This is a genomic window from Pseudomonas artemisiae (genome assembly GCF_057128685.1).
Genome location: NZ_JBSKHS010000003.1, coordinates 224,400 through 245,477 on the forward strand (window position 1 = coordinate 224,400; position 21,078 = coordinate 245,477).

The 21,078-nt window shown below is 59.0% G+C and carries 17 protein-coding genes; 8 read left to right on the plus strand and 9 right to left on the minus strand.

What is annotated here, in order from left to right; genetic code table 11:
- Nucleotides 1-101: 101 nt before the first annotated feature.
- On the plus strand, nucleotides 102-2,756 hold the full coding sequence (locus ACWKV4_RS05455) for an excinuclease ABC subunit UvrA (RefSeq protein ID WP_483830704.1): 2,655 nt from the start codon (nucleotides 102-104) through the stop codon (nucleotides 2,754-2,756).
- A gap of 25 nt (nucleotides 2,757-2,781) precedes the next feature.
- Here the strand turns inward: ACWKV4_RS05455 and ACWKV4_RS05460 are convergent, their stop codons facing one another.
- From ACWKV4_RS05460 to ACWKV4_RS05475, 4 genes are all read right to left on the minus strand, one after another.
- On the minus strand, nucleotides 2,782-4,353 hold the full coding sequence (locus ACWKV4_RS05460; protein WP_483830703.1) for a sensor domain-containing diguanylate cyclase: 1,572 nt from the start codon (nucleotides 4,351-4,353) through the stop codon (nucleotides 2,782-2,784).
- Nucleotides 4,354-4,447: 94 nt separating this feature from the next.
- The gene (locus ACWKV4_RS05465; protein ID WP_483830702.1) at nucleotides 4,448-6,259 is read right to left on the minus strand and encodes an ABC transporter ATP-binding protein; all 1,812 of its coding nucleotides are present in this window, start codon (nucleotides 6,257-6,259) and stop codon (nucleotides 4,448-4,450) included.
- Between the two features lie 167 nt (nucleotides 6,260-6,426).
- Entirely contained in the window at nucleotides 6,427-7,767 is a 1,341-nt protein-coding gene (locus tag ACWKV4_RS05470) for an MFS transporter (RefSeq protein WP_483830701.1), read from the minus strand.
- Between the two features lie 254 nt (nucleotides 7,768-8,021).
- A complete protein-coding gene (locus tag ACWKV4_RS05475) occupies nucleotides 8,022-9,194 on the minus strand; it encodes a zinc-dependent alcohol dehydrogenase (protein WP_483830700.1) in 1,173 nt (390 codons plus the stop codon).
- Nucleotides 9,195-9,465: 271 nt separating this feature from the next.
- Between ACWKV4_RS05475 and ACWKV4_RS05480 the strand changes: the two genes are divergently transcribed.
- Entirely contained in the window at nucleotides 9,466-9,987 is a 522-nt protein-coding gene (locus ACWKV4_RS05480) for a CinA family protein (RefSeq protein ID WP_483830699.1), read from the plus strand.
- Between the two features lie 81 nt (nucleotides 9,988-10,068).
- Here ACWKV4_RS05480 and ACWKV4_RS05485 read toward each other — a convergent pair whose 3' ends face one another.
- Nucleotides 10,069-10,956 carry a manganese catalase family protein gene (locus ACWKV4_RS05485; protein WP_483830698.1) on the minus strand — a complete coding sequence of 296 codons (888 nt, stop codon included), beginning with the start codon at nucleotides 10,954-10,956 and terminating at the stop codon, nucleotides 10,069-10,071.
- A 334-nt stretch (nucleotides 10,957-11,290) separates the two neighbouring features.
- Complete coding sequence (locus ACWKV4_RS05490) at nucleotides 11,291-11,959, minus strand: polysaccharide lyase family 7 protein (protein ID WP_483830697.1); 669 nt, start codon at nucleotides 11,957-11,959, stop codon at nucleotides 11,291-11,293.
- A gap of 639 nt (nucleotides 11,960-12,598) precedes the next feature.
- On the opposite strand from ACWKV4_RS05490, the gene ACWKV4_RS05495 reads away from it, so the two are divergent.
- On the plus strand, nucleotides 12,599-13,273 hold the full coding sequence (locus ACWKV4_RS05495) for a polysaccharide lyase family 7 protein (RefSeq protein WP_483830696.1): 675 nt from the start codon (nucleotides 12,599-12,601) through the stop codon (nucleotides 13,271-13,273).
- A gap of 293 nt (nucleotides 13,274-13,566) precedes the next feature.
- The gene (mqo, locus tag ACWKV4_RS05500; RefSeq protein WP_483830695.1) at nucleotides 13,567-15,219 is read left to right on the plus strand and encodes a malate dehydrogenase (quinone); all 1,653 of its coding nucleotides are present in this window, start codon (nucleotides 13,567-13,569) and stop codon (nucleotides 15,217-15,219) included.
- Between the two features lie 53 nt (nucleotides 15,220-15,272).
- Here the strand turns inward: mqo and ACWKV4_RS05505 are convergent, their stop codons facing one another.
- Nucleotides 15,273-15,869, minus strand: a complete 597-nt coding sequence (locus tag ACWKV4_RS05505; protein ID WP_483830694.1) for a flavin reductase family protein — start codon at nucleotides 15,867-15,869, stop codon at nucleotides 15,273-15,275.
- Nucleotides 15,870-16,032: 163 nt separating this feature from the next.
- On the opposite strand from ACWKV4_RS05505, the gene ACWKV4_RS05510 reads away from it, so the two are divergent.
- The gene (locus ACWKV4_RS05510; RefSeq protein ID WP_483830693.1) at nucleotides 16,033-16,257 is read left to right on the plus strand and encodes a DUF2188 domain-containing protein; all 225 of its coding nucleotides are present in this window, start codon (nucleotides 16,033-16,035) and stop codon (nucleotides 16,255-16,257) included.
- A gap of 130 nt (nucleotides 16,258-16,387) precedes the next feature.
- On the plus strand, nucleotides 16,388-16,897 hold the full coding sequence (locus tag ACWKV4_RS05515) for a ferritin-like domain-containing protein (protein WP_483830692.1): 510 nt from the start codon (nucleotides 16,388-16,390) through the stop codon (nucleotides 16,895-16,897).
- Between the two features lie 52 nt (nucleotides 16,898-16,949).
- On the opposite strand, the gene ACWKV4_RS05520 is transcribed toward ACWKV4_RS05515, so the two are convergent.
- Nucleotides 16,950-17,174, minus strand: a complete 225-nt coding sequence (locus tag ACWKV4_RS05520; protein ID WP_483830691.1) for a hypothetical protein — start codon at nucleotides 17,172-17,174, stop codon at nucleotides 16,950-16,952.
- Between the two features lie 253 nt (nucleotides 17,175-17,427).
- On the opposite strand from ACWKV4_RS05520, the gene ACWKV4_RS05525 reads away from it, so the two are divergent.
- Nucleotides 17,428-18,540, plus strand: coding sequence for an NAD(P)H-dependent flavin oxidoreductase (locus ACWKV4_RS05525; RefSeq protein ID WP_483830690.1), 1,113 nt, complete (start codon nucleotides 17,428-17,430; stop codon nucleotides 18,538-18,540).
- 363 nt (nucleotides 18,541-18,903) lie between these two features.
- Entirely contained in the window at nucleotides 18,904-20,112 is a 1,209-nt protein-coding gene (locus ACWKV4_RS05530) for a sugar transporter (RefSeq protein WP_483830689.1), read from the plus strand.
- 425 nt (nucleotides 20,113-20,537) lie between these two features.
- Here the strand turns inward: ACWKV4_RS05530 and ACWKV4_RS05535 are convergent, their stop codons facing one another.
- Nucleotides 20,538-20,903, minus strand: coding sequence for a hypothetical protein (locus ACWKV4_RS05535; protein ID WP_483830688.1), 366 nt, complete (start codon nucleotides 20,901-20,903; stop codon nucleotides 20,538-20,540).
- Nucleotides 20,904-21,078 lie beyond the last annotated feature (175 nt).

Genomic DNA, 21,078 nt, shown 5'->3' on the forward strand with positions numbered 1-21,078 from the left:
AGCCCGTACGGCGAAACGCAGCGGCTTTATAGGGTTCCCCTGCTGAACGATCACGGTTCGATGTAGATCGAACGCTGAACTGAAATAGCAGGGAATACTTGATGACTTCCACGCCAGACGCTCCTGGGGAAACGCCCGGTAACGGCTTTGTGCGGGTGCGCGGCGCCCGTGAACACAACCTGAAGAACGTGGATGTGGACATCCCTCGCAATGCCCTGGTGGTATTCAGCGGGGTGTCGGGTTCCGGTAAATCGTCACTGGCCTTCGCTACACTGTATGCCGAAGCGCAGCGACGCTATTTCGAGTCCGTGGCGCCTTACGCGCGGCGGCTGATCGACCAGGCTGGCGTGCCAGATGTGGATTCGATCGAAGGCCTGCCGCCAGCGGTGGCCTTGCAACAGCAGCGGGGCACGCCCAATGCGCGTTCTTCGGTAGGCAGCGTGACCACGCTATCGAGTTTGATCCGCATGCTGTATTCCCGCGCTGGGAGCTATCCAGCCGGGCAAACCATGCTTTACGCCGAGGATTTTTCCGCCAATACGCCCCAAGGGGCCTGCACCCATTGTCATGGTATTGGCCGTGTATTCGATGTGAGTGAAAGCTCGCTGGTGCCCGACCCCTCCTTGACCATTCGCGAGCGGGCGATCGCTGCTTGGCCGACCGCGTGGCAGGGCCAGAACCTGCGGGACATTCTGGTTACCTTAGGCTATGACGTGGACACCCCTTGGCGGGATTTGCCTGAAAAGCAGCGCGAGTGGATTTTGTTCACCGAAGAAACCCCCACGGTACCGGTGTATGCCGGGCTTACCCCGGAGCAAACCAAAGAGGCCCTGCGGCGTAAGCTTGAGCCCAGCTATCAGGGCACCTTTACCGGCGCTCGCCGCTATGTGTTGCAAACCTTCACCCACAGCCAAAGCGCCATGATGCGCAAGCGGGTAGGACAGTTTATGCGCGCCAGCCCGTGCCCGGTGTGCGACGGCAAGCGCCTTAAGCCCCAAGCCCTGAGCGTACGCTTCGCGGGGCTGGATATCGTCGAGCTTTCACGGCTGTCTTTGGATGACGTAGTGCAACTGCTCAAACCTGTAGCCTCAGCGGACTATTTAAGCGAGGGCCAGGCCTCAGGCGACGTATTGAGCCCTGCGCAAGCACGCCAAGGGCGAGACGCGCGAGTGGCGGCGGGGGGCAGCGCCCACGCCAGTGGCAAGGACGTGCGCTTCACACCGAACCTGTCCATCGAAAAGCGCCTGGCTGCCCAGCGCATCGCCAATGAACTGCTGGAACGCCTGGGTACGCTGATCGACCTGGGCCTGGGGTACTTGGACCTGGAACGCGCCACCCCAACCTTGTCGTCGGGGGAATTACAGCGCCTGCGCCTGGCCACGCAGCTCAATTCCCAGCTATTCGGGGTGATCTATGTGCTCGATGAACCCTCCGCGGGCTTGCACCCGGCAGACAGCGAAGCCTTGTTCGAAGCTTTGCAACGCCTTAAGCAAGCGGGCAATTCGGTGTTCGTGGTCGAGCATGACATGGACACCCTGCGCCGGGCCGACTGGCTGGTGGACGTAGGGCCTGACGCCGGCGAGCGTGGAGGCGAGGTGCTGTACAGCGGGCCGCCAGAAGGTTTGGCACAGGTTGCGCAGTCTCGTACCGGCGCCTATTTATTCGCCCAAGCAAGCTCGGCCCTGCGCGCGCCAAGAACGCCCCAAGGCTGGCTGCGCCTTGCCGGGGTAACCCGCAATAACCTCAAAAATCTGGACGTGGCCTTCCCCCTGGGCTGCCTGACGGCGGTGACGGGCATCTCTGGCTCAGGCAAATCCAGCCTGGTCAGCCAGGCACTGTTAGAGCTAGTCAGCGCACGGTTAGGGCAGGGTGCCCCGGTCGCGGAGCCGGACGAGCTAAGCTTGGAGGACGCCCCGGCCGCGCCTAGTGAAGGGCGTATCAGCGAAGGGCTGGAGCACGTGAAACGCCTGGTGCCGGTGGACCAGAAGCCTATCGGCCGTACCCCACGTTCCAACCTGGCTACCTATACCGGGTTGTTCGACCATGTGCGCAAGTGCTTCGCGGCCACCCCTGAGGCCCGTGCCCAGGGCTTTGATGCCGGGCAATTCTCCTTCAACGTGGCCAAAGGGCGCTGCCCTACGTGTGAAGGCGAAGGCTTCGTGAGCGTGGAGCTGTTGTTCATGCCCAGTGTGTACGCCCCGTGCCCTACTTGCCATGGGGACCGCTATAGCCCCGAAACCCTGGCGATCACCTGGCAAGGCCTGACCATCGCTCAGGTACTGCGGCTTACAGTGGAACAGGCCCTAGAGGTGTTCACTGAAGAAGCACCCGTACGCCGCTCGCTGGACGTACTGCAGGACATTGGCCTGGGTTACCTGCGCCTGGGCCAGCCGGCGACGGAGCTGTCTGGTGGTGAGGCGCAGCGCATCAAGCTTGCCACCGAGCTGCAACGCAATGCCCGGGGCGCGACCCTGTATGTGCTGGATGAGCCCACTACCGGCTTGCACCCCCTGGACGTAGACCGCCTGTTGGTGCAGCTCAACCGGCTGATCGAAGCAGGCCATACGGTGATTGTGGTAGAGCATGATATGCGCGTGGTTGCCGGTAGCGACTGGGTGATCGACATTGGCCCTGGCGCGGGCGGCGCCGGTGGGCAGTTGGTGGCAAGTGGCACGCCGACAGAGGTAGCCGCTTGCCCGCAAAGCCGGACCGCGCCCTTCTTGCGCCAGGCATTGGGCGCCGGGCACCCCGCCTGAGCCCTCACGCTGGCGCGGCCACGGGTTAGACCTGGGACTGCGCCATGGCTTCGCCGCCCAGGGCACGCCAGCAGTCCCGGCCTGAATGCTTGGCGGTATACAGCAGTGCGTCGGCGCCTTTGATCATGGCCGCCGGCGTAACCTCTTGAAGCGCTGGTTCGCACACATACACACCCAGGCTGGAGGTCACGATGCCTCGGTCGTTGTCCTGGTGCTCGATACCCAGGGCCCGGATCCCGGTGAGCAGGTCATTGGCAACCTTACAGGCACCCTCGAATGGAGTATTGGGCAACAGTAAGGCCATTTCTTCACCACCGTAGCGCACTGCCAGGTCACTGGTGCGGTTGACCGTGGCCGATAGCACCTGAGCCACGGCCTTGAGGCATTCATCCCCGGCGGGGTGGCCGTAGCGGTCGTTGAACAGCTTGAACCTGTCCAGGTCGAGCATGATCATGCTGACTGGGTAGCTCAGGCGGCGAGCGCGGCTGAGCTCGTCGATCAAAGCGATATCCAGCCTGCGGCGGTTGGCCAGGCCCGTTAGCCCGTCATAGAACGCCATCTGGCTTAGGCTGTGTTGGGCATCGCGTAGCGCTTGCTCAATAAGCAGCCGCTGCTTGAACTGGCGCATCAGCCCGGCGCCGAACAACCCGATGCCGCAGCCGAGCAGGCCTAGCACCAGCAGGGTTTTGATCAGGTCTACCTCGCGCGGCTGCATCACTGAGGCGCGTGACAGCGCCGCGCCTACGACCAACGGGTAACCCTCTACCCGGCGAAAGCCTAGAAAGCGCCGTTCGCCGTCCAGGCTGGAGGTAATATCGGCCACGCCGCTGTTCATCATCGTCAGGTAGCGTGAAAACAGTTCACCCTTGGCCAGGCTGGCGCCAATGGCGCTCGATAACTGCGGGCGGCGAGCCAGAAGGGTGCCATCGGCCAGGGCCAGCAGGAAGATCCCCTGCTCGTCGATCTCGAAGCCTGCGTAGTAGTTTTCGAAATAGCTTAGACGCAAGGTGGCCAAGAACACGCCCGCGAAGCTGCCGTCTGGGTTGTTGATTCGCCGGGAGATCGGAATCACTTGCTCGCCCGTGGAGCGGCTGATGATCACCGGGCCAATGTGAAGGCCGCGGTCAGTATGGGTGCGGTGATAGGTGAAATACTCACGATCGGCGTTGTCAGCGTTAGGCGGCACCTTGTCTTTATCAGTGACTCGCCATTGGCCGTCCGGGCCGTAGATAAACAGGCCGTGCAGTTGCGGCAGCAACGTGACCTGACGCTTGAGCAATTCGTGCACGCGTGGCACGTCCAGGTTCGCCAGCCCGTCGCCTTCGATCCGTTCGGTAATGCCGCCGCTCATGGACTCCACCTGGCGCACGGCGGCTTCAGCGTGCTGGGCCGAGGCACGGGCGAGGTTACCCGCGGACATGGTGGCGTCGTCGATGGCCCGCTTGTATTCGTGCCAGAGGCGCGCCGCTTCCAGTGCCACGATGATGCCGATAACGCCAAGGGTAAACACCAGGGTCAGGCGCAGCAGGGTCGCGCGCTGGCCACTCAACGGCACGTCGGCATCGGGCAGTGAAGGGGTAGAAAGCGGAGCCGCCATCGAGGCCTCGTTCAGGTAGATGCCTTTACATCAGGCGCCACAGTCTGGCACCTCAGGCTCCAGGCGTCCACCCAAGGTGCTAGCAGGGTGCCGCCTAGCGATAACCCTGGGCTTGCAGGTCGAACAGGCGCGCATAGCGCCCCCCTTGGGCCACCAGGCTGGCATGGTGCCCCTGTTCCACTATTCGCCCGTGCTCCAATACCACAATGTACTCGGCATTGCGCACGCTAGAAAATCGATGGGAGATCAGCAGACTCATGCGCCCCTGGGCATAGGCGCGGAAGTGCTCGAACACCGCCGCTTCGGCGCCTGCGTCTAACGCTGCGGTGGGCTCGTCGAGAATAAGAATGTCCGCCTCTTGGCGCATGTAGGCCCGAGACAGTGCCAGCTTCTGCCATTGCCCGCCCGACAGCTCCTGGCCGCCAGCGAACCATTTGCCTAATTGTGTCCCGTAGCCCTGGCCAAGGCTTTCAATAAACCCCGAGGCCATGCCCTGGTCCGCCGCTTGGCGCCAGCGTTGTTCATCGTTGAACGCAGCAACGTCGCCCACGCCCAGGTTTTCGCCCACGGTCATCTGGTAGCGCAGGTAATCCTGGAAAATCACCCCAATGCGCCGGTGCAGTGCCTCGCTGTCCCAAGCCTGCAGGTCACTGCCATCGAGCAGAATGCGCCCTTCGGTGGGGCTGTACAGGCGGGTAAGCAGTTTGATCAAGGTGGTTTTGCCCGAGCCGTTTTCCCCAACCAAGGCCAGGCTACGCCCTGGGCTCAGGTGCAGGTCGATGCCCTGTAACGCTGGGCGGGGCGCGCCGGGGTAGCTAAAACCCACGCTCTCGAAACGCAGGCCATCACCGGGTTGGGCGCCCTGGGTTAGGTGGCCGGTTTTCGCCGGCACTGGCTGCTCCAGGTAATCGTAGAGGTTAGTGAGGTACAGCCCATCTTCATAAAGCCCACCGATGGCGCTCAAGCTGGAACTGATCGCGGCCTGGCCTTGCTTGAACAGCACCAGGTACATGGTCATCTGGCCAAGGGTTATCTGCCCTTCGATAGTGTCCAGCACCACCCAGGCGTACGCCAGGTAAAACCCCAGGGTGCCCAGTAAACCCAGAGCAAAGCCCCAGCCATCCCGGCGCAGGGTCAGCCTACGGTCTTCGGCGTACAACCGCGCGAAGGTATCTCGGTAGCGTTGCAGCAGCAGTGGGGCCAGGCTGAATAGGCGCACCTCTTTGATATGGGCTTCCTGGGAAAGCAGCGCTTCGATGTAATTCTGCCGACGGGCTTCGGGGGCGCGGCGGGTGAACAGCCTGAAGGCATCCCCGGAAAAGCGCGTTTCGGAGAAAAACACCGGCAAGGCCGCGACCACCAAAATGGCCAAGGCCCAGGGTGAGAAATGCACCAGCAACACGGCAAAGCTCACTAGGGAGACCAGGTTTTGCACCAGCCCCAGGGATTTGATCACCAAGCCTAAAGGCCGAGTGGAGGCGTCTCGGCGCACCCGCACCAACTTGTCGTAGAAGTCTGAATCCTCGAATTGCAACAGTGTCAGGGTTTGCGCTTTCTCCAGGATCAGCAGGTTGACCTTCTGCCCCAGTTGCACCCGCAACAGCGATTGCTGAACCGAAAGCGCCCGTTGGGCCCCGGCCAGCAACGCCAACACACCGCCCTCGGCCACCACATAGCGCAGCACCGGCCACAAGGGCGCCTGGCCTTGTTGGGCATGCAGCGCCATGGCCTGCAACACCGCGTCGACGATCCGCTGCCCCAGCCAGGCCGCCAGCGCTGGGAGCAAACCGGCAATCAGCGTGGCTACTACCAGCCCGATAAACAGGCCCTTGGAGGTCGCCCACACCAGCGCAACGGCGCGTCGGGCCTGGTCTCCAAAAGCCAATAGGCGGTGCAATGCGGGCATGGGTAAAAACTCCGGTAGCGTATCGAAACAGCACTTCGGCAGCGTCGAAGCTGGCGCTTGGACCACCGCCTCTTCAGGAAGGTCGGCCCCGGCTAGGGGATTTGCAGGCAAAAAAAAGCTGCGTCAACCTGCGACGCAGCCAAAGGTGGAGCGGTGATGGCTTGCTGTCAGTTGGCCGAGAGGCGGTCCAGGGTGACAGGCTTGAGCCGAGGCGTAAGCACGTGGATTACAACGATAGCCACCAGATAGGCGCTACCGGCCACGATAAAGATCGGTTGGTAGGATTTGAACACGTCCAAAATGTAGCCGTTGTAAGTGGTCATCAGCATGCCGCCCATGGCACCCGCCATGCCGCCAATACCGATCACCGAGGCCACGGCCTCTTTGGGGAACATATCAGAGGGCAGCGTCATCAGGTTTGCCGACCAGGCTTGGTGGGCAGCGGCGGCCAAGCCGATGATCGCCACCACCAGCCACATGCTGGAAATAAACTGCGTGGTCACGATCGGAATCACCGCCAGGGCGCAGATCAACATGGTGGTTTTACGTGCCCTGTTAGCACCAAGGCCATTTTTCATTTGCCGCGACGATCCCCAACCGCCCAATACCGAACCCAAGTCCGCCAGCAGGTAGATCGCGATCAAGGGCGGGCCGAAGGTTTTCAGGTTAAGGCCGTAGGTTTTGCCAAGAAAATCCGGCAGCCAGAACAGGTACAGCCACCAGATGGGGTCGGTTAGGAACTTACCCGCCGCGTACGCCCAGGTTTGGCGAAACCGCAGCAGCTTGAACCAGGAAATTTTAACCGCCGGGGCTGGCTTGGCTGACACCGGTGTGTTGTCGGCCTGGATATACGCCAGTTCTTCGGGGCTAACCTTAGGATGCTCATGGGGGCGACGGTACATCAGCAGCCAAGCCACCAGCCACAGGCAACTCACCAGGCCAATGGAAATGAACGCCGCGCGCCAGCCCCAGGCCAAGGTGATAGCCGGCACCAGCAGTGGCGTGATGATCGGGCCCATGGCGGTACCGGCGTTGAAAATACCGGTGGCTTGGGCGCGTTCTTTTTGTGGGAACCACTCCGACACGGCCTTGAGGCTGGCAGGAAAGCTACCTGACTCGCCGAACCCCAAGGTAAAGCGGGCCAAGGCGAATTGAGTGACGGTGCTGATCAGCCCGTGGCCGATACTGGCCACCGTCCACACGGTAAATGCCAGGGCGTAGCCTACCCGTACGCCAACTTTATCGATCATACGGCCAAAGGTCAGAAAGCCAATGGCATAGGCGCACTGGAACCAGAACACGATATTGGCGTAGTCGGTCTCCGACCATTTGAGTTCAGCGGCCAGCGTGGGCTTCAAGATGCCGATCATCTGCCGGTCGATATAGTTGATGCCGATGGCGATAAACAGCAGGGCAACGATCACCCACCGGTATCGACCGATGCGCGACTGCTCATGAACCAAGGGGCGGCTTTGGGCCGAGGCCTGTGAAGGGACCTGTAGGGTCATAGAGGTGGCTTCCTTTTTTGTTTTTGTTATTGCCGAGACAACCGGCGTCCATTTCGATAACAGGCACGAATGGATTCGTACGACATCCTATGACGGTGTTTTCGGGGTGTCAATGCGCTGAAAGTGGGATGTAAACGCGGGGAAAATAGCGGTAGGCGGAGGTAGGGGAGGGTGATTCGCCAGCTTTCGCTGGCTCCTACAGTTGGATTTCAATCCCGTAAGAGCCAACCAAGCTGGCGAACAAGGCGCCGCGATCAGGGCTTGATAACAACCTTCACACAGCCATCTTTCTTGTCACGGAAGGTTTTATACATTTCCGGGCCTTCTTCCAGGCTCACGGTGTGGGTAATCACGAAGCTTGGGTCGATCTGGCCTTCCTGGATTCGGTTGAGCAGGTCATCGGTCCAGCGGTTAACGTGGGTTTGCCCCATTTTAAGGGTAAGGCCTTTGTTCATGGCCGCGCCGAAGGGCACCTTGTCGATCAGCCCGCCATACACACCTGGAATGGACAGCGTCCCGGCTGGTTGGCACACGTACATCATTTCCCGCAGCACATGGGGCCGGTCGGATTCGAGCATTACCGCCTGCTTGACCCGGTCATACATGGAGTCCAATGAACCCGTTACGTGGGCTTCCATCCCGACCGCATCAATGCACTTCTCAGGGCCCCGGCCCTTGGTGAGTTCATTGAGGCGCTCCACCACGCTTTCTTCATCAAAGTTGATGGTAATGGCGCCGCCCGCTTTGGCCATGGCCAAACGCTCAGGTACGTTATCGATGCATACCACTTGCTCCGCGCCAAGGATGACCGCACTGCGAACCGCAAATTGCCCAACAGGGCCTGCGCCCCAGATGGCCACTGTATCGGTGCGCTGGATGTCGCATTGCACCGCTGCCTGCCAGCCAGTGGGGAAAATATCCCCTAAAAACAGTACTTGCTCATCAGTCAGGCCATTGGGAATGATCACGGGTGAAAAATCAGCGAAGGGCACACGCACGTACTCAGCCTGCCCGCCTGGATAACCACCGGTGAGGGCCGTATAGCCATACAGGCCAGCAGTGCTATGGCCAAAGGCTTTGTCGGCAAGGTCCTTGTTGCGATTGCTGCGTTCGCACACCGAGAAGTTACCCCGGCGGCACTGGTGGCATTCGCCACAGCAAATGGTGAACGGCACTACGACGCGGTCGCCAATTTTAAGCTTTTTGTTGGCCGAGCCGACTTCCACGACTTCGCCCATAAACTCATGGCCCATGATGTCGCCATGGCTCATGCCAGGCATAAAACCATCGTACAGATGCAGGTCCGACCCACAGATCGCGCAAGAGGTGACTTTAATGATGGCGTCACGTGGGTCTTCAATGGTGGGGTCGGGCAAGTGATCATCGCAGCGGATGTCTTTCTTTCCATGCCAGCGTAACGCTTTCATTGTTAAACCTCCTGAGTGTGATCGGCACTGTCGTTGGCAAATTAATGTACAACCGTGCAGCCAACGTATATGTGTATTCAGTTAAGCGAAGGCCTGCCAAGTTCAAACCAGGGCGCCAGCGGTCATGGTTGGGCGATCAGCGGTCGAGCTTTTTAGGTAAGGGACCGATGAGCCAACTGATTGAACCCGTCTTGTCTCTGGACGGCTCTAATCGCAGGACAAGGCAATACGCTTGCTGTGCGCACCTAATAACTTAAGAAGAGCCTGCCTTATGGAATTGCCAAACAAAAAGCTGGAAGAACTCGAAGCCGTTGTCGACTACCTGATGAACCACTCGCTCTATTTGGCCACGGCCGAGTCCTGCACGGCCGGATTGATCGCCGCTGCGCTTGGAGCGGTGCCTGGCGGTGGGAAGATCATGGAAAGCGGTTACGTGGTGTACTCGCCCACGGCAAAACACCGCTTGCTTGGCGTTAGCTTTGAAACTATCGATAACTACGGGTTGACGAGTGAGGAGGTGGCGCGGGAAATGGCTGTAGGGGCTTTGCTCGACAGTGAGGCTAATGTTGCAGTGGCGACGACCGGCGTGGCGGGCCCTGAGCCCATGGATGACATTCCACCTGGCACGGTGTGCTTTTCCTGGGCGTTTGCCCACGAAGGTAAGCAAGCGGTGTTTACGCATACCGAACGGTTTAAAGGTGACCGCGACGAGGTGATCCGTCAGGCAGCTCACCATGCACTGGCAGGCATTAAGGCGTACCACCAACGCACGTTGAAAGGCGAGGGCGCTTAGGCCTTTTAGCGAACATATTTAACCGCCAAATACAACGAAGCCGCCCTAGGGCGGCTTCGTTACAACAGTCACGCGTTAAGCTTAGTTAAGCTTTGGCGCGCCGCTGCTGCCGATGTCAGCGCCGGTTTGCGGCGTGGCATCAGGGTCGGACATGGTGCGAAGTTTCATGGCTTCGACCGCTGCCAAGTCCGCTGGGGGCAGGTCGACGCTAGCCAGGCCATCGCCACCATCCACCGCGGGCTCAGCCTCGCGGATTTCCCACTCACCCATCGGGTTTTCACCAGTGTTCCATGGACCCTTAATGTCATTGCCAGGAGACATGTTGAAGTACACGTTAGTGAACTCCGGAACTGGCGGAATCTTGCCCTGCGGGAAGTTTGGCTGTATGGAATGCAGCGCCTTCTCGAAGGACATCTGGTGAGCGATCTCACGGGTCATCAGGAAGCCTAGGGCGTCTTTGATGCCTGGATCATCGGTGACGTTGATCAAACGCTCATAAACCATTTTGGCACGGGATTCGGCCGCAATGTTCGAGCGCAGGTCAGCGGTGGGTTCACCGATGGTATCGATGTAAGCGGCCGTCCATGGGACCCCGGCCGAATTCACCAGCGCCGCGCCACCACCGTACAACAGGCTGGTGATGTGGGAATCGTTGCCCGCGCCAGTCAGCGAACGATACAGCTCGCCTTCTTCTTGCACGCCTTCAGCCAATTGGCCGCGCCCACCTTTGTTCAGCATTACGATGATCGAGCCAATGATTTCCAGGTGGCTCAACTCTTCGGTAGCAATGTCGTAGAGCATGTCTTTACGACCTGCATCTTCTTCGGTCACGGCCTGGGTGAAGTAGCGCATTGCTGCCGCGAGTTCGCCCTGGGCACCGCCGAATTGCTCCAGCATAAGGTTTGCCAGGCCTGGGTTAGGCCCTGCTACGCGTACGGTGTACTGTAGACGCTTGTTATGTATGAACATACGTTCGTCCTCGGTTCGTCACGGTTTTAGGATGTAAGCCAAGTCATCGCCTGGTATCCCCCCCTGCTTCAAGGCAGATGGGTTTTAATCCGGTAGTCCACTTTCATCTGTGTTGCGTGCCGGTGATTGCAGGCCCCGGCTAATAACCAAAATGCTTTTTTCTCGGTTACAGGGATATAGGGAGCTGAGCGGGCCGATGGTTCATTTAAAAAAACTATCATAACCATAGACTCGTTCAATGAGCACGGTTCTCGCGGGCTGCGGGCAAATGCAAGGCAAAAAAAAAGCCTGTCCGAAGACAGGCGAAAATGTAGGTTCACTGAACGCCGCTAGATCAGCCCTTTGCGTTGTGCTCGATCACCAGCTTGTAGAAGGTCGCCGCGCCGCCTTCGGTGGCGTATCCGGTGTTGTCCTGGGTATACACGCCTGCCTTGAAATACAGCGCCGAGGAGGCCCACTTGTTATCCACCTTGACGCCCCACTGGAAGTTGGCGGCATTCACGGTGAGGTTGCCCGATGGGGTCAAGTGGATGGTGTAGGTGAACCGCTGATTCATCGGTACCTTTTGGGCGATGATGACCACCGAAGGCTCGGAAGTAGGGGTGGCGCGGTATTTAGCCACAATGTTGCCCAGGCGCTTGGCGTCCATCCACTGGTATTCCACTTTGAGCATCGGCTCGGTGCTGCCATTGCAGTGGATCTGCCCAATCACGATCTTGCCGGACGAAGGCACTTGATTAACGGCAAGCGCTGCCCGCAGCATATTGTCCGCAGCGTTGTATTTCCAGTTGTTTAGGCTGCCGTCAGGCTTGGTTTCGCGCAGCTCGGTACGGGGGTACTTGGCGCTCTTGGTGGTGCTGCCGGTAACCGGTGCCCAGAAGAACAGGGTATCGCCGGACTTGAAAAACCCGTCTTTATAGCCGGAAGCGAGTTTAGGGGTGTCGATAGTGATAGCAGGGCTGCCGACGGGAATGCTCAGGTTCCAGGTGTCGAGGTCAATCATGGCGAACTCCAGAAAACTTAGTAGGGGCCGGCGAGCAGGCTGCTCACCATTTGGTTACTTGGGTTTTCGGCACCGGTTGCCAGGGCTAAAGCCCCGTGTTTTCGGGGGTTTCGCCAGAAAAACGACGTAACGGCTCGGGCGATATCAATGAGATATCATTCCTCAAGGTAGTGGCTCAATAGTAGCAGCCACGGCTGGTAAGGCTTTGCGCTGTTAATATGGCGTCTGATAATTGGCGCATTCTATTTTAGGACTTAACATCGCTCTAAAATGGGCTTGATTTACCCGACAGGCGGTTGCAATAAAATTCAATTTTTTACTCAATAGCGTCTTTTCCCCTAATTGGTACGCGGGTGCCTCTTAGAAAGGATCCCAGCCAGTTGAATGGTAGCAATAAGCCATGAATTGTCATCGTGCAAAATTCCCGACTAACGGTCGTGGAACGTAATTGCCTGTACATAAAGGCTTAAACACGTTTGTCATTTATCAGGCGCCGTTCTGTTGGCGTGCCATCATTAACAAGTGTGACCAAGGCGTATATAAAACCTGCCGCCCCGCTTAGCTCCTGGACGGTGCTAGGTCTTATCCGCAATCGGCGGTAGCACGTAAGTGTGAGCCGAACCACAGGTAACGCCTGACATGATTGATCTCTCCACGTGGAACCTCAGTGTTCCGGTCGGCTCGCCCGCTAAAATCATCGAAACCCCGGTATTGATGAAGGGCTACAAGGACAAGTACTTCCGCAAAGACGGAAGCAGGCTCTACTTTTGGGCACCGGTAAACGGGTCTACCACTGACAGCGCCAAGTACCCCCGTAGCGAGTTGCGCGAGACCTACAGCGATGGTTCTTTGCGTAATTGGAAGTACACCGAGGCTGACAACTACCTGCGTGCCAAGCTCACCGTGAGCGAGGTACCGTCCAGTGGGCGAGTGGTGATTGGCCAGATTCATCAGTACAACAGCAACGACCCCCTGCTGAAGGTTGAGTACCAATGGGTGGATAATCAACGGCTAGGCACTATCGTGGCCAAGCTGCGCAAAACGCCAGGTCAGAATGACCCTACGGTTATCACCGTGGCGGAAAAAGTGCCTTTGCAAAAACCCTTCTCTTATGTAATCACGCTCACTAAGGGGGGCATGCTGTCTGTCGCTGCCGCGGATTACGGCTGGAAAACCGACTTGAGCTCGTCTTGGAAGAACAAGCCGCTATACTTCAAAGCCGGCGTATATACTCAGGACAACACCGGCTACAGCAGCGAAGGCGGGCGAGTGGTTTTCCAGAAATTATCCGTTTCGCATAAGCACAAGGATTGAAGCCCCTCGGCCAAAGATCGTATTTCTGTAGGAAATAAATGAAAGGCTGGTGAAAGCTTCGTGAAAGGATGTGCCACTACCCTGGCCGCGCATTGACGGTAGGGCAGTGGCCCCGGCCGCTCGGGCCATGGCCTGCGCGCGCAGTTCCGCCAATGGTGCCCCAGAGAGTGGGGCGCGGCGAATTTAAGATCTCCTGCCTTTTTTGGCGGTCATGCCTGGCTGGCTCATGCGGCTGGCTGTGCCGAGTACTTGGCGCATACGCAGGCTAGTGGCCTCATTATCTGGACGTGAATATGTTTAACAAAGCAAGCGGGGCGCTGCTCGCCCTGGCGGTCTCCCTGGCTAGCGGTTCCGCGCTGGCGGCCGATGGCAAACCTGTGGATGTACTGCTCATCGGTGGCGGCATCATGAGTTCGACCCTGGGTGTTTGGCTCAATGAGTTGGAACCTGGCTGGACCATGGAGATGGTCGAGCGCCTCGACGGCGTGGCCGAAGAAAGCTCCAATGGCTGGAACAACGCGGGTACCGGCCACTCGGCCCTCGCCGAGTTGAACTACACCCCCGAGAACAAAGACGGGAAGGTCGAGATCCCCAAGGCAGTCGAGATCAACGAAGCGTTCCAGGTCACCCGGCAGTTTCTCGCCTGGCAAGTACGTAGCGATGTGCTGAAGAACCCGCACTCGTTTATCAACTCTACTCCACATATGAGCTTTGTATGGGGCGATGAGAACATTGCGTTCCTCAAGAAGCGCTATGAGGCCCTGAAGGCAAGCCCGCTGTTCGCTGGCATGCAATATTCCGAAGACCCTGCGCAGATCAAGCAGTGGGTACCGCTTATGATGGAAGGCCGGGACCCTGCGCAGAAGATCGCAGCCACCTGGTCGCCAATAGGCACCGACGTCAACTGGGGTGAAGTCACTCGACAGTACGTTAGCCACCTGCAAACACAGCCGAACTTCAAATTGAAGCTGTCCAGCGAAGTGCGCGATATCAAGCGTAACGAAGATGGCAGTTGGCACGTCGAGTACAAGAACCTGAAAGACGGTACCACTACGGCCACCGACGCCCGCTTCGTGTTCATTGGTGCTGGCGGTGGCGCCTTGCACCTGCTGCAGAAGTCTGGCATTCCAGAAGCCAAGGAATACGCGGGCTTCCCGGTAGGTGGTTCGTTCCTGGTGACTGAAAACCCGAGCGTGGCCGAGAGGCACCTGGCCAAGGCGTATGGCAAGGCTTCGGTCGGTTCGCCCCCCATGTCTGTTCCGCACCTGGACACCCGCGTACTCGATGGCAAGCAGGTGCTGCTGTTTGGGCCATTTGCAACCTTTTCCACCAAGTTCCTGAAAAATGGTTCGTACTTCGACCTGCTCACCAGCACCACCACGCATAACATCTGGCCCATGACCAAGGTAGGCATCGCGGAATACCCGCTGGTGGAATACCTGGCCGGCCAACTGATGCTGTCGGACGAAGACCGCATGAACGCACTGCGTGAGTATTTCCCGCAAGCCAAGAAAGAAGACTGGCGCCTGTGGCAAGCCGGCCAGCGTGTACAGATCATCAAGCGTGACGCAGACAAAGGTGGTGTACTGAAGTTGGGTACCGAAGTGGTCACTTCCGCGGACGGCAGCATGTCCGGCCTGCTGGGCGCGTCCCCAGGTGCTTCGACCGCTGCGCCTATCATGCTTGGTGTGCTGGAAAAGGTGTTCAAGGATAAAGTCGCCACCCCGCAGTGGCAGGCGAAGATCCACGAAATCATACCGAGCTACGGCACTCACCTGAACGATAGCCGTGAGCACGTTGCCGAAGAATGGGCTTACACCAGCAAGGTACTGCAACTGGCCCCGCCGCCGGTGATGGATGCCAAGGCACCGGATACCAGCAAAACCCCAGCATCCAAGATACCGACGCCAGGCCCGGATGCTCCGAACGCTGACATCGCGCTGTAATTCCCCGCCCCATGCGGTGTGACGGCTATCAAGGCATCACACCCGGCAGCCCGTTATAAGGGCTGCGCTTCTTCACCATGGCGAGCCACCAAGGGCTCGCCAATGGCGTAAAACTGCCCCCCGGCCACGTAGTGAATGCTGCGTAGATCAGGGTCGGCCTCCCCGAAATGCCAATGCCCGTTCCGGAATACCCGGCTGTCTGCCCAAGCACCGATCACTTCGGCAATGAACAGGTCGTAGGTGTGTTGATTATGCGGCTCAGGGATCAACCGGCACGCCAGCCAGGCACTACAGCCCTCAACGAAGGGCAGGGCTTGCTCGCCTAATTGCATCAGGGTAGTACCGCAGCGGGCCAGCTTGGCCGGGTCTTGGTAGAGGGAGCGGTTGCCCAGATCGTGGGTCATTTGCACTTGGGCCGCCGAGGGCACTTGCACCACGAAGGTTCGGGCCTGTTCCACCAGTGCGCGGGTACGGGTGCTTTTATCCAGTACCACGCTTAACTTCGGCGGTGCGAAGTCCAGCGCGCAGGCCCAGGCCGCAGCCATTACATCATCCACCCCAGCGTGGCTTGCAGATACCAATACCGTAGGGCCATGGTTAATCAGCCGATAGGCTTTATCCAGAGGGACCGGGGCGATGTACTCATTCATACAAGATTCTCAGGCATATACAAAGGCTACCTCTAGGACCCTGTGTAACGCCCTTCGATCCCCGCCAACGAGCGTTATGGCGAAAAAACAAAACGAACTCACATCCGTTAGAACCCTTGCGTTTTTCTTCCCTCTACAGACTTATCGCCATTAGGAGGAAACCATGGACAACTACCACGTTACCCACGCTGGAGATCATTGGGAGCTGAAAAAAGAGGGTGCCAGCCGTGCGTCCAAAACAGCCCCGACCAAAGAGGCTCTGCTCAAGGAAACCGCACTGTTTCTTGAAGGTAAGACCGCATCGGTGAAGATTCATAAAATCGACGGCAGCATTCAGGAAGAACGCACCTATCCCCGTAGCGCCGACCCTAGCCAAAGCGAAGGCTGAGACCGTGCTATAGCGGCTTAGGCTTGCCGCTGGTCAGCCCTCGGCCGATTAAAAGCAGCTAGGCCCCAAAGCGTTGGGTCTTATTCAAAGGCCCGTTCGGGATTTCATATCACCCTTGGAGAACAGCATCATGGCAACGGTACAAGAGAACTTGCTCGACTGGCTCAAAGACGCGCACGCCATGGAGCAGCAAGCCGAGAGCATGCTTACCGCCCAGGCCGAGCGGCTGGAGAACTACCCCGACCTTAAGCAGCGTATTCAACAGCACATTGAAGAAACCAAGTGGCAGCAGCAAGAAGTAGACGCGGCTATCAAGCGGCTCGGTGGCAGCCCATCAACCTTCAAGGACATGACCGGTAAGCTCATGGCCTTTGGCCAGGCAGTCGCGGGTTCGGCCATGTCCGATGAAGTGATCAAAGGTTCCATGAGCGGCTACGTGTTTGAGAATTTGGAGATCGCTACGTACACGGTGATTATCACAGCGGCCAAGGCAGCCGGCGACACGCAGACCGCCACGGTGTGCGAAAAGATTCTTGAGCAGGAAAAGGCCATGGCTCAGTGGATTCTTGAGCACCTGGCACCGACCACGCAGCAATTCTTGGGCCGCTCCGAAAACCCGGATTTGCAAGCCAAGCGTTGATCGCGTAGTGGTACACATAAGGGTCGCACCTTTCGGGGGCGGCCCTTTTTTATTACATGGCGGCGCGTACGGCCTTGCATTGCGCGCAACCGCAGCGCTTGCCGCGAGCACGAAAATAAAAAGTGTCCAGGCCGCCTAGGTCCAGGGGTTGTTCGGCAAGGGCAGGGGCGTCTGGCTTCACAGGCTGGCAAAGCTGGGCCATGACGCTATCGGTCAACAGGTTCATCAGCCCTTTATGGGCAACCGTATACGACCCTACCTGATTGCTGTGTTCCATGGCGCACTCCCATCTCTTCGATAGCCTCCCCGCCGCAGCCTGTACAGGCCACCCTCGCGCTGGGCTTGTTACTGCTATCGGCATGGACTGGCATTGGCTTGAGCGCGGAATGCATACGCCGGTCGATCCTGGTGCTAACTGGCCGCCCGGGTGCAGGGAAGGGCTGGGTGGACCGACAGATGATCCCGTAGCCAGTCCCGTACACCGGCAATGGATGTAGGGCTACGGTCTGGCCCGAACAACGCGCGGGCCGTTGCTTCTTCAAGGCCAAAGTACAGGGCCACAGCTTCCCACCCCTAGGAGACCGTCCATGACTACATCGTTGCTAGAGCGTTTAAACCTCACCGTGCCAGTGATTCAGGCGCCTATGGTGGGCGTGTCCACACCGGCCTTGGCGGCAGCGGTTACCCAAGCGGGTGGGTTGGGTTCGATTGGGCTAGGTGCCTGCAACCCCGAGCAGGCGCGGGCGCTGATCGCTCAGGTGCGCGACTTGACCCAAGGGCCGGTGAATTACAACCTGTTCTGTCACGCGCCTGCGCGGCCTGACCCGGCCCTGGAAACCCAGTGGCTGGCGAAGATCGCGCCTTGCTTCGATGCATTTGGCGCCACCCCACCGGCGGGGCTGCGTGAACGCTATCGCAGTTTTAATGAAGACGAACCTATGCTGGCCTTGTTGGTGGAGCAGCAGCCAGCGGTGGTGAGCTTTCACTTTGGCCTGCCGAGCGCCGGGGCTATCGCGGCCTTGAAGCAGGCAGGTTGCCTGTTGTTGTGCTCGGTGACCTGCCTGGAAGAAGCCCAACTGGCCTTGGCCGCTGGGGTCGATGCACTGGTTGCCCAGGGGTATGAGGCGGGTGGGCACCGCGGCGTGTTCGTGCCTGAGAGAGATACCTGCACCGGTACCCTGCCCTTGGTGCGATTGCTGTGTGAGCGCCAGCCTTTGCCGGTAATTGCGGCGGGGGGCATTATGGATGGCCTGGCCATTCGAGGCTGCCTTGCCTCGGGGGCCAGCGCGGTGCAGATGGGCACTGCCTTTATCGGCTGCCCGGAGTCCGCCGCCAATAATGCTTACCGAGAGGCCCTGACCGGTCCCAGAGGCCATTGCACCGAAGTCACCGCAGCGATCTCGGGCCGCCCAGCCAGAGGCTTGGTGAACCGTAACTTTACCTGCCTGCCCCAGGACCATCTGCCAGCGTACCCCTTGACCTATGACGGGCAGAAAGCCTTGGCCGCCGCGGCTGCGCGCCAGGGCAGCGATGCGTTTGCGGTGCAGTGGGCCGGGCAGGGCGCGCCCCTGGCCAGAAGGCTACCGGCCGTCGAGTTGATACAAACGCTGGCCCAGGAGTTGCGAGGCGCTGAAGCAGGATGAACATGCTCCGCCAGGGTGAACCGCGCCCGAAGGCAGGACAGGTGCAAATCAGCAGGTGGGAGCTAGCGAAGCTGGCGAATCCTGACTGACAGCAACCCTTGTCGGTACCGCCTTCGCGAGCTATCGCTCACGCCTACGCACCCATGCCAAGCACCGGGCCTGACCATGGGATTGCCCCGGCCTGAGGGCACAGGGTAGCATCCGCCCCACGTACCCCTCGCGTTGCCACTCATAATAATCAGACCGCACACTTGCCTGGCCTCAAGGTCCATAGCGGCGTGCGCGTGCTCCGGCGCGGGGCGTTTTTCCGTTTTGCCGTTCATAACGCGTCTGTGTGAGCGGCCCTTGATTCGAGTGACAAGCATGACCTCACAAGCAGCACCTGCCACTGAGAGCTGGTTGGGCGTGATCGCCCTGGCCCTGGGTGCCTTTATCTTCAACACCACCGAGTTCGTGCCCGTAGGGCTGTTGTCGGCCATTGCCGGTAGTTTCGACATGACCAGCGCGCAGGTGGGCCTGATGCTCACGGTGTATGCCTGGATCGTGACCCTCATCTCTCTGCCCATCATGCTGCTGACCCGCAACATCGAGCGGCGACGGTTGCTGGTGATCATCTTCGCGGTGTTCGTGTTGTGCCACCTACTGTCGGCATTCGCCAGTAGCTTCGTGTTATTGCTCGCCTGCCGAATCGGTATTGCGTTCGCCCATTCGGTGTTCTGGTCCATTACCGCGTCCCTGGCGGTACGGGTAGCGCCGCCAGGGCGGCAGGTACAGGCCCTGGGTTTGCTGGCCACTGGCACGTCCCTGGCCATGGTATTGGGCATTCCGCTGGGCCGCGTGCTGGGAGAGGCCTTTGGCTGGCGCGTGACCTTCGCTGCCATCGGTGTGGCGGCCTGTGCCACCATGATCGTGCTAGTGCGGGCGCTGCCTGCGTTGCCCAGCCATAACTCGGGGTCGCTGCGCAGCCTACCGGTGTTATTCAAACGTCGGGCTTTGATGCTGCAATATGTACTTACTGCCGTGATCGTGACGGCCCATTTTACCGCTTATACCTATATCGAGCCTTTCGTGGCCTTGGTAGCCAAGCTCAAAGGCGAAACCACCACTGGCCTGCTGTTGGTGTTCGGTGGCGCCGGTATCTTCGGGTCGGTCCTGTTTAGCCGGTATAACAACCGTTTTCCACGCGGGTTGCTGTTGGTGGTGATCGGCGGTTTGGCGGCCTGCCTGCTGTTGATGACGCCCGTGGCCGGGGCCTTGCCAGCGCTAGCCTTGCAGAGCGCGCTCTGGGGCATTTTCATCATGTGCTTTGGCCTGGTGTTGCAGGCCCGTGTGTTGAACCTGGCGCCTGATGCCACCGACGTGGCCATGGCGCTTCACTCGGGTATCTATAATATCGGCATTGGTGGCGGCGCATTGCTCGGTAGCGTGGTCACCAGTGGTCTGGGAGCCGGGCATGTGGGTTGGGTGGGTGGCGTGCTGGCCCTGGTAGGGCTGGCCTTGTGTGGCTGGTCCACCCGGCGCTACGGTGCCCCTGTGCCGGTTGCTGGTGCCGCGCCCATGGCGCTTCACTAACCGGTGTATCACTTGGGCGCCGGCGCTCATCGGTAGTGAGGCTACCGGTGTGCATCAGGCTCCCAGGGAGCGCCTCCTACCGAAGTGCTCTTTAACGGCGAGCGCCGCGGTCCGTTGTCGCCCACTTAACCTTGCATTGCTAGCGACCGTCAGCCTGGATGCTGATATCTTCTTGATCGACGCGTCTACAGGGCCAGTTGTCGTTGATGTAATAATCGGGCTTAAAGCAAGCGCGTTCGTCGTTAACCCAAAACAATTGCCATGCCGAACCCGAGATAAGAAGTTTTGGGCAGGGAGAATAGCCTCGTGCCAGTAGGGCTGTGGTGGTCAAGATGATAAGCGTGGGCACAATGTATTTAAGCGTTTTGAACGAGCTTGATAGCATAAAGTTTTGGAAACGAAAAAGGCGTGAACCTTTGGGTGGGTCAAACTTTTTCCCGGTCCAGGCCGAAATTGCTGCGCCGATGACCAAGATGACGATAGCAGGCGGAACCATTAGCAGGCCAAATACCATATAGGGCATAGATCCCAAGAGCTGCGGGAATACCCCATGGGGTATTGACATAAGGGCTTAGGGTTGCCCTGTATACAGATTGACGTGTATCCCACGCATGGGCGAAGGTGTCTGAATACTGCCCTTGCCATGCCCGAAGAGCAGGCGTGGATAGGGCATTTGAACGAGCTTTCGCTGTGTTTACAAGAGCTGGGGTTACAGGCAACACAACCAGTTCGTGCTGGTTGCGATCAAGCTCGATACCTAGTTGATCCAAAGCACTGGACGGCAGGCGCATACAGAACTCTCCTTGTTGTCTGGGCTGCGGCTCGGCGTACTAGCGTTCACGGCGCATGAGCTTACACGCTGAATTTTTTTTGGTTCAAATACCGAGACTCATGTAGTGCAGGGTAACGTTAGAAAAGTGGATTAATTTATGTCAATCCGCTAAATGTTTTTTGCTGGAGCCTTTC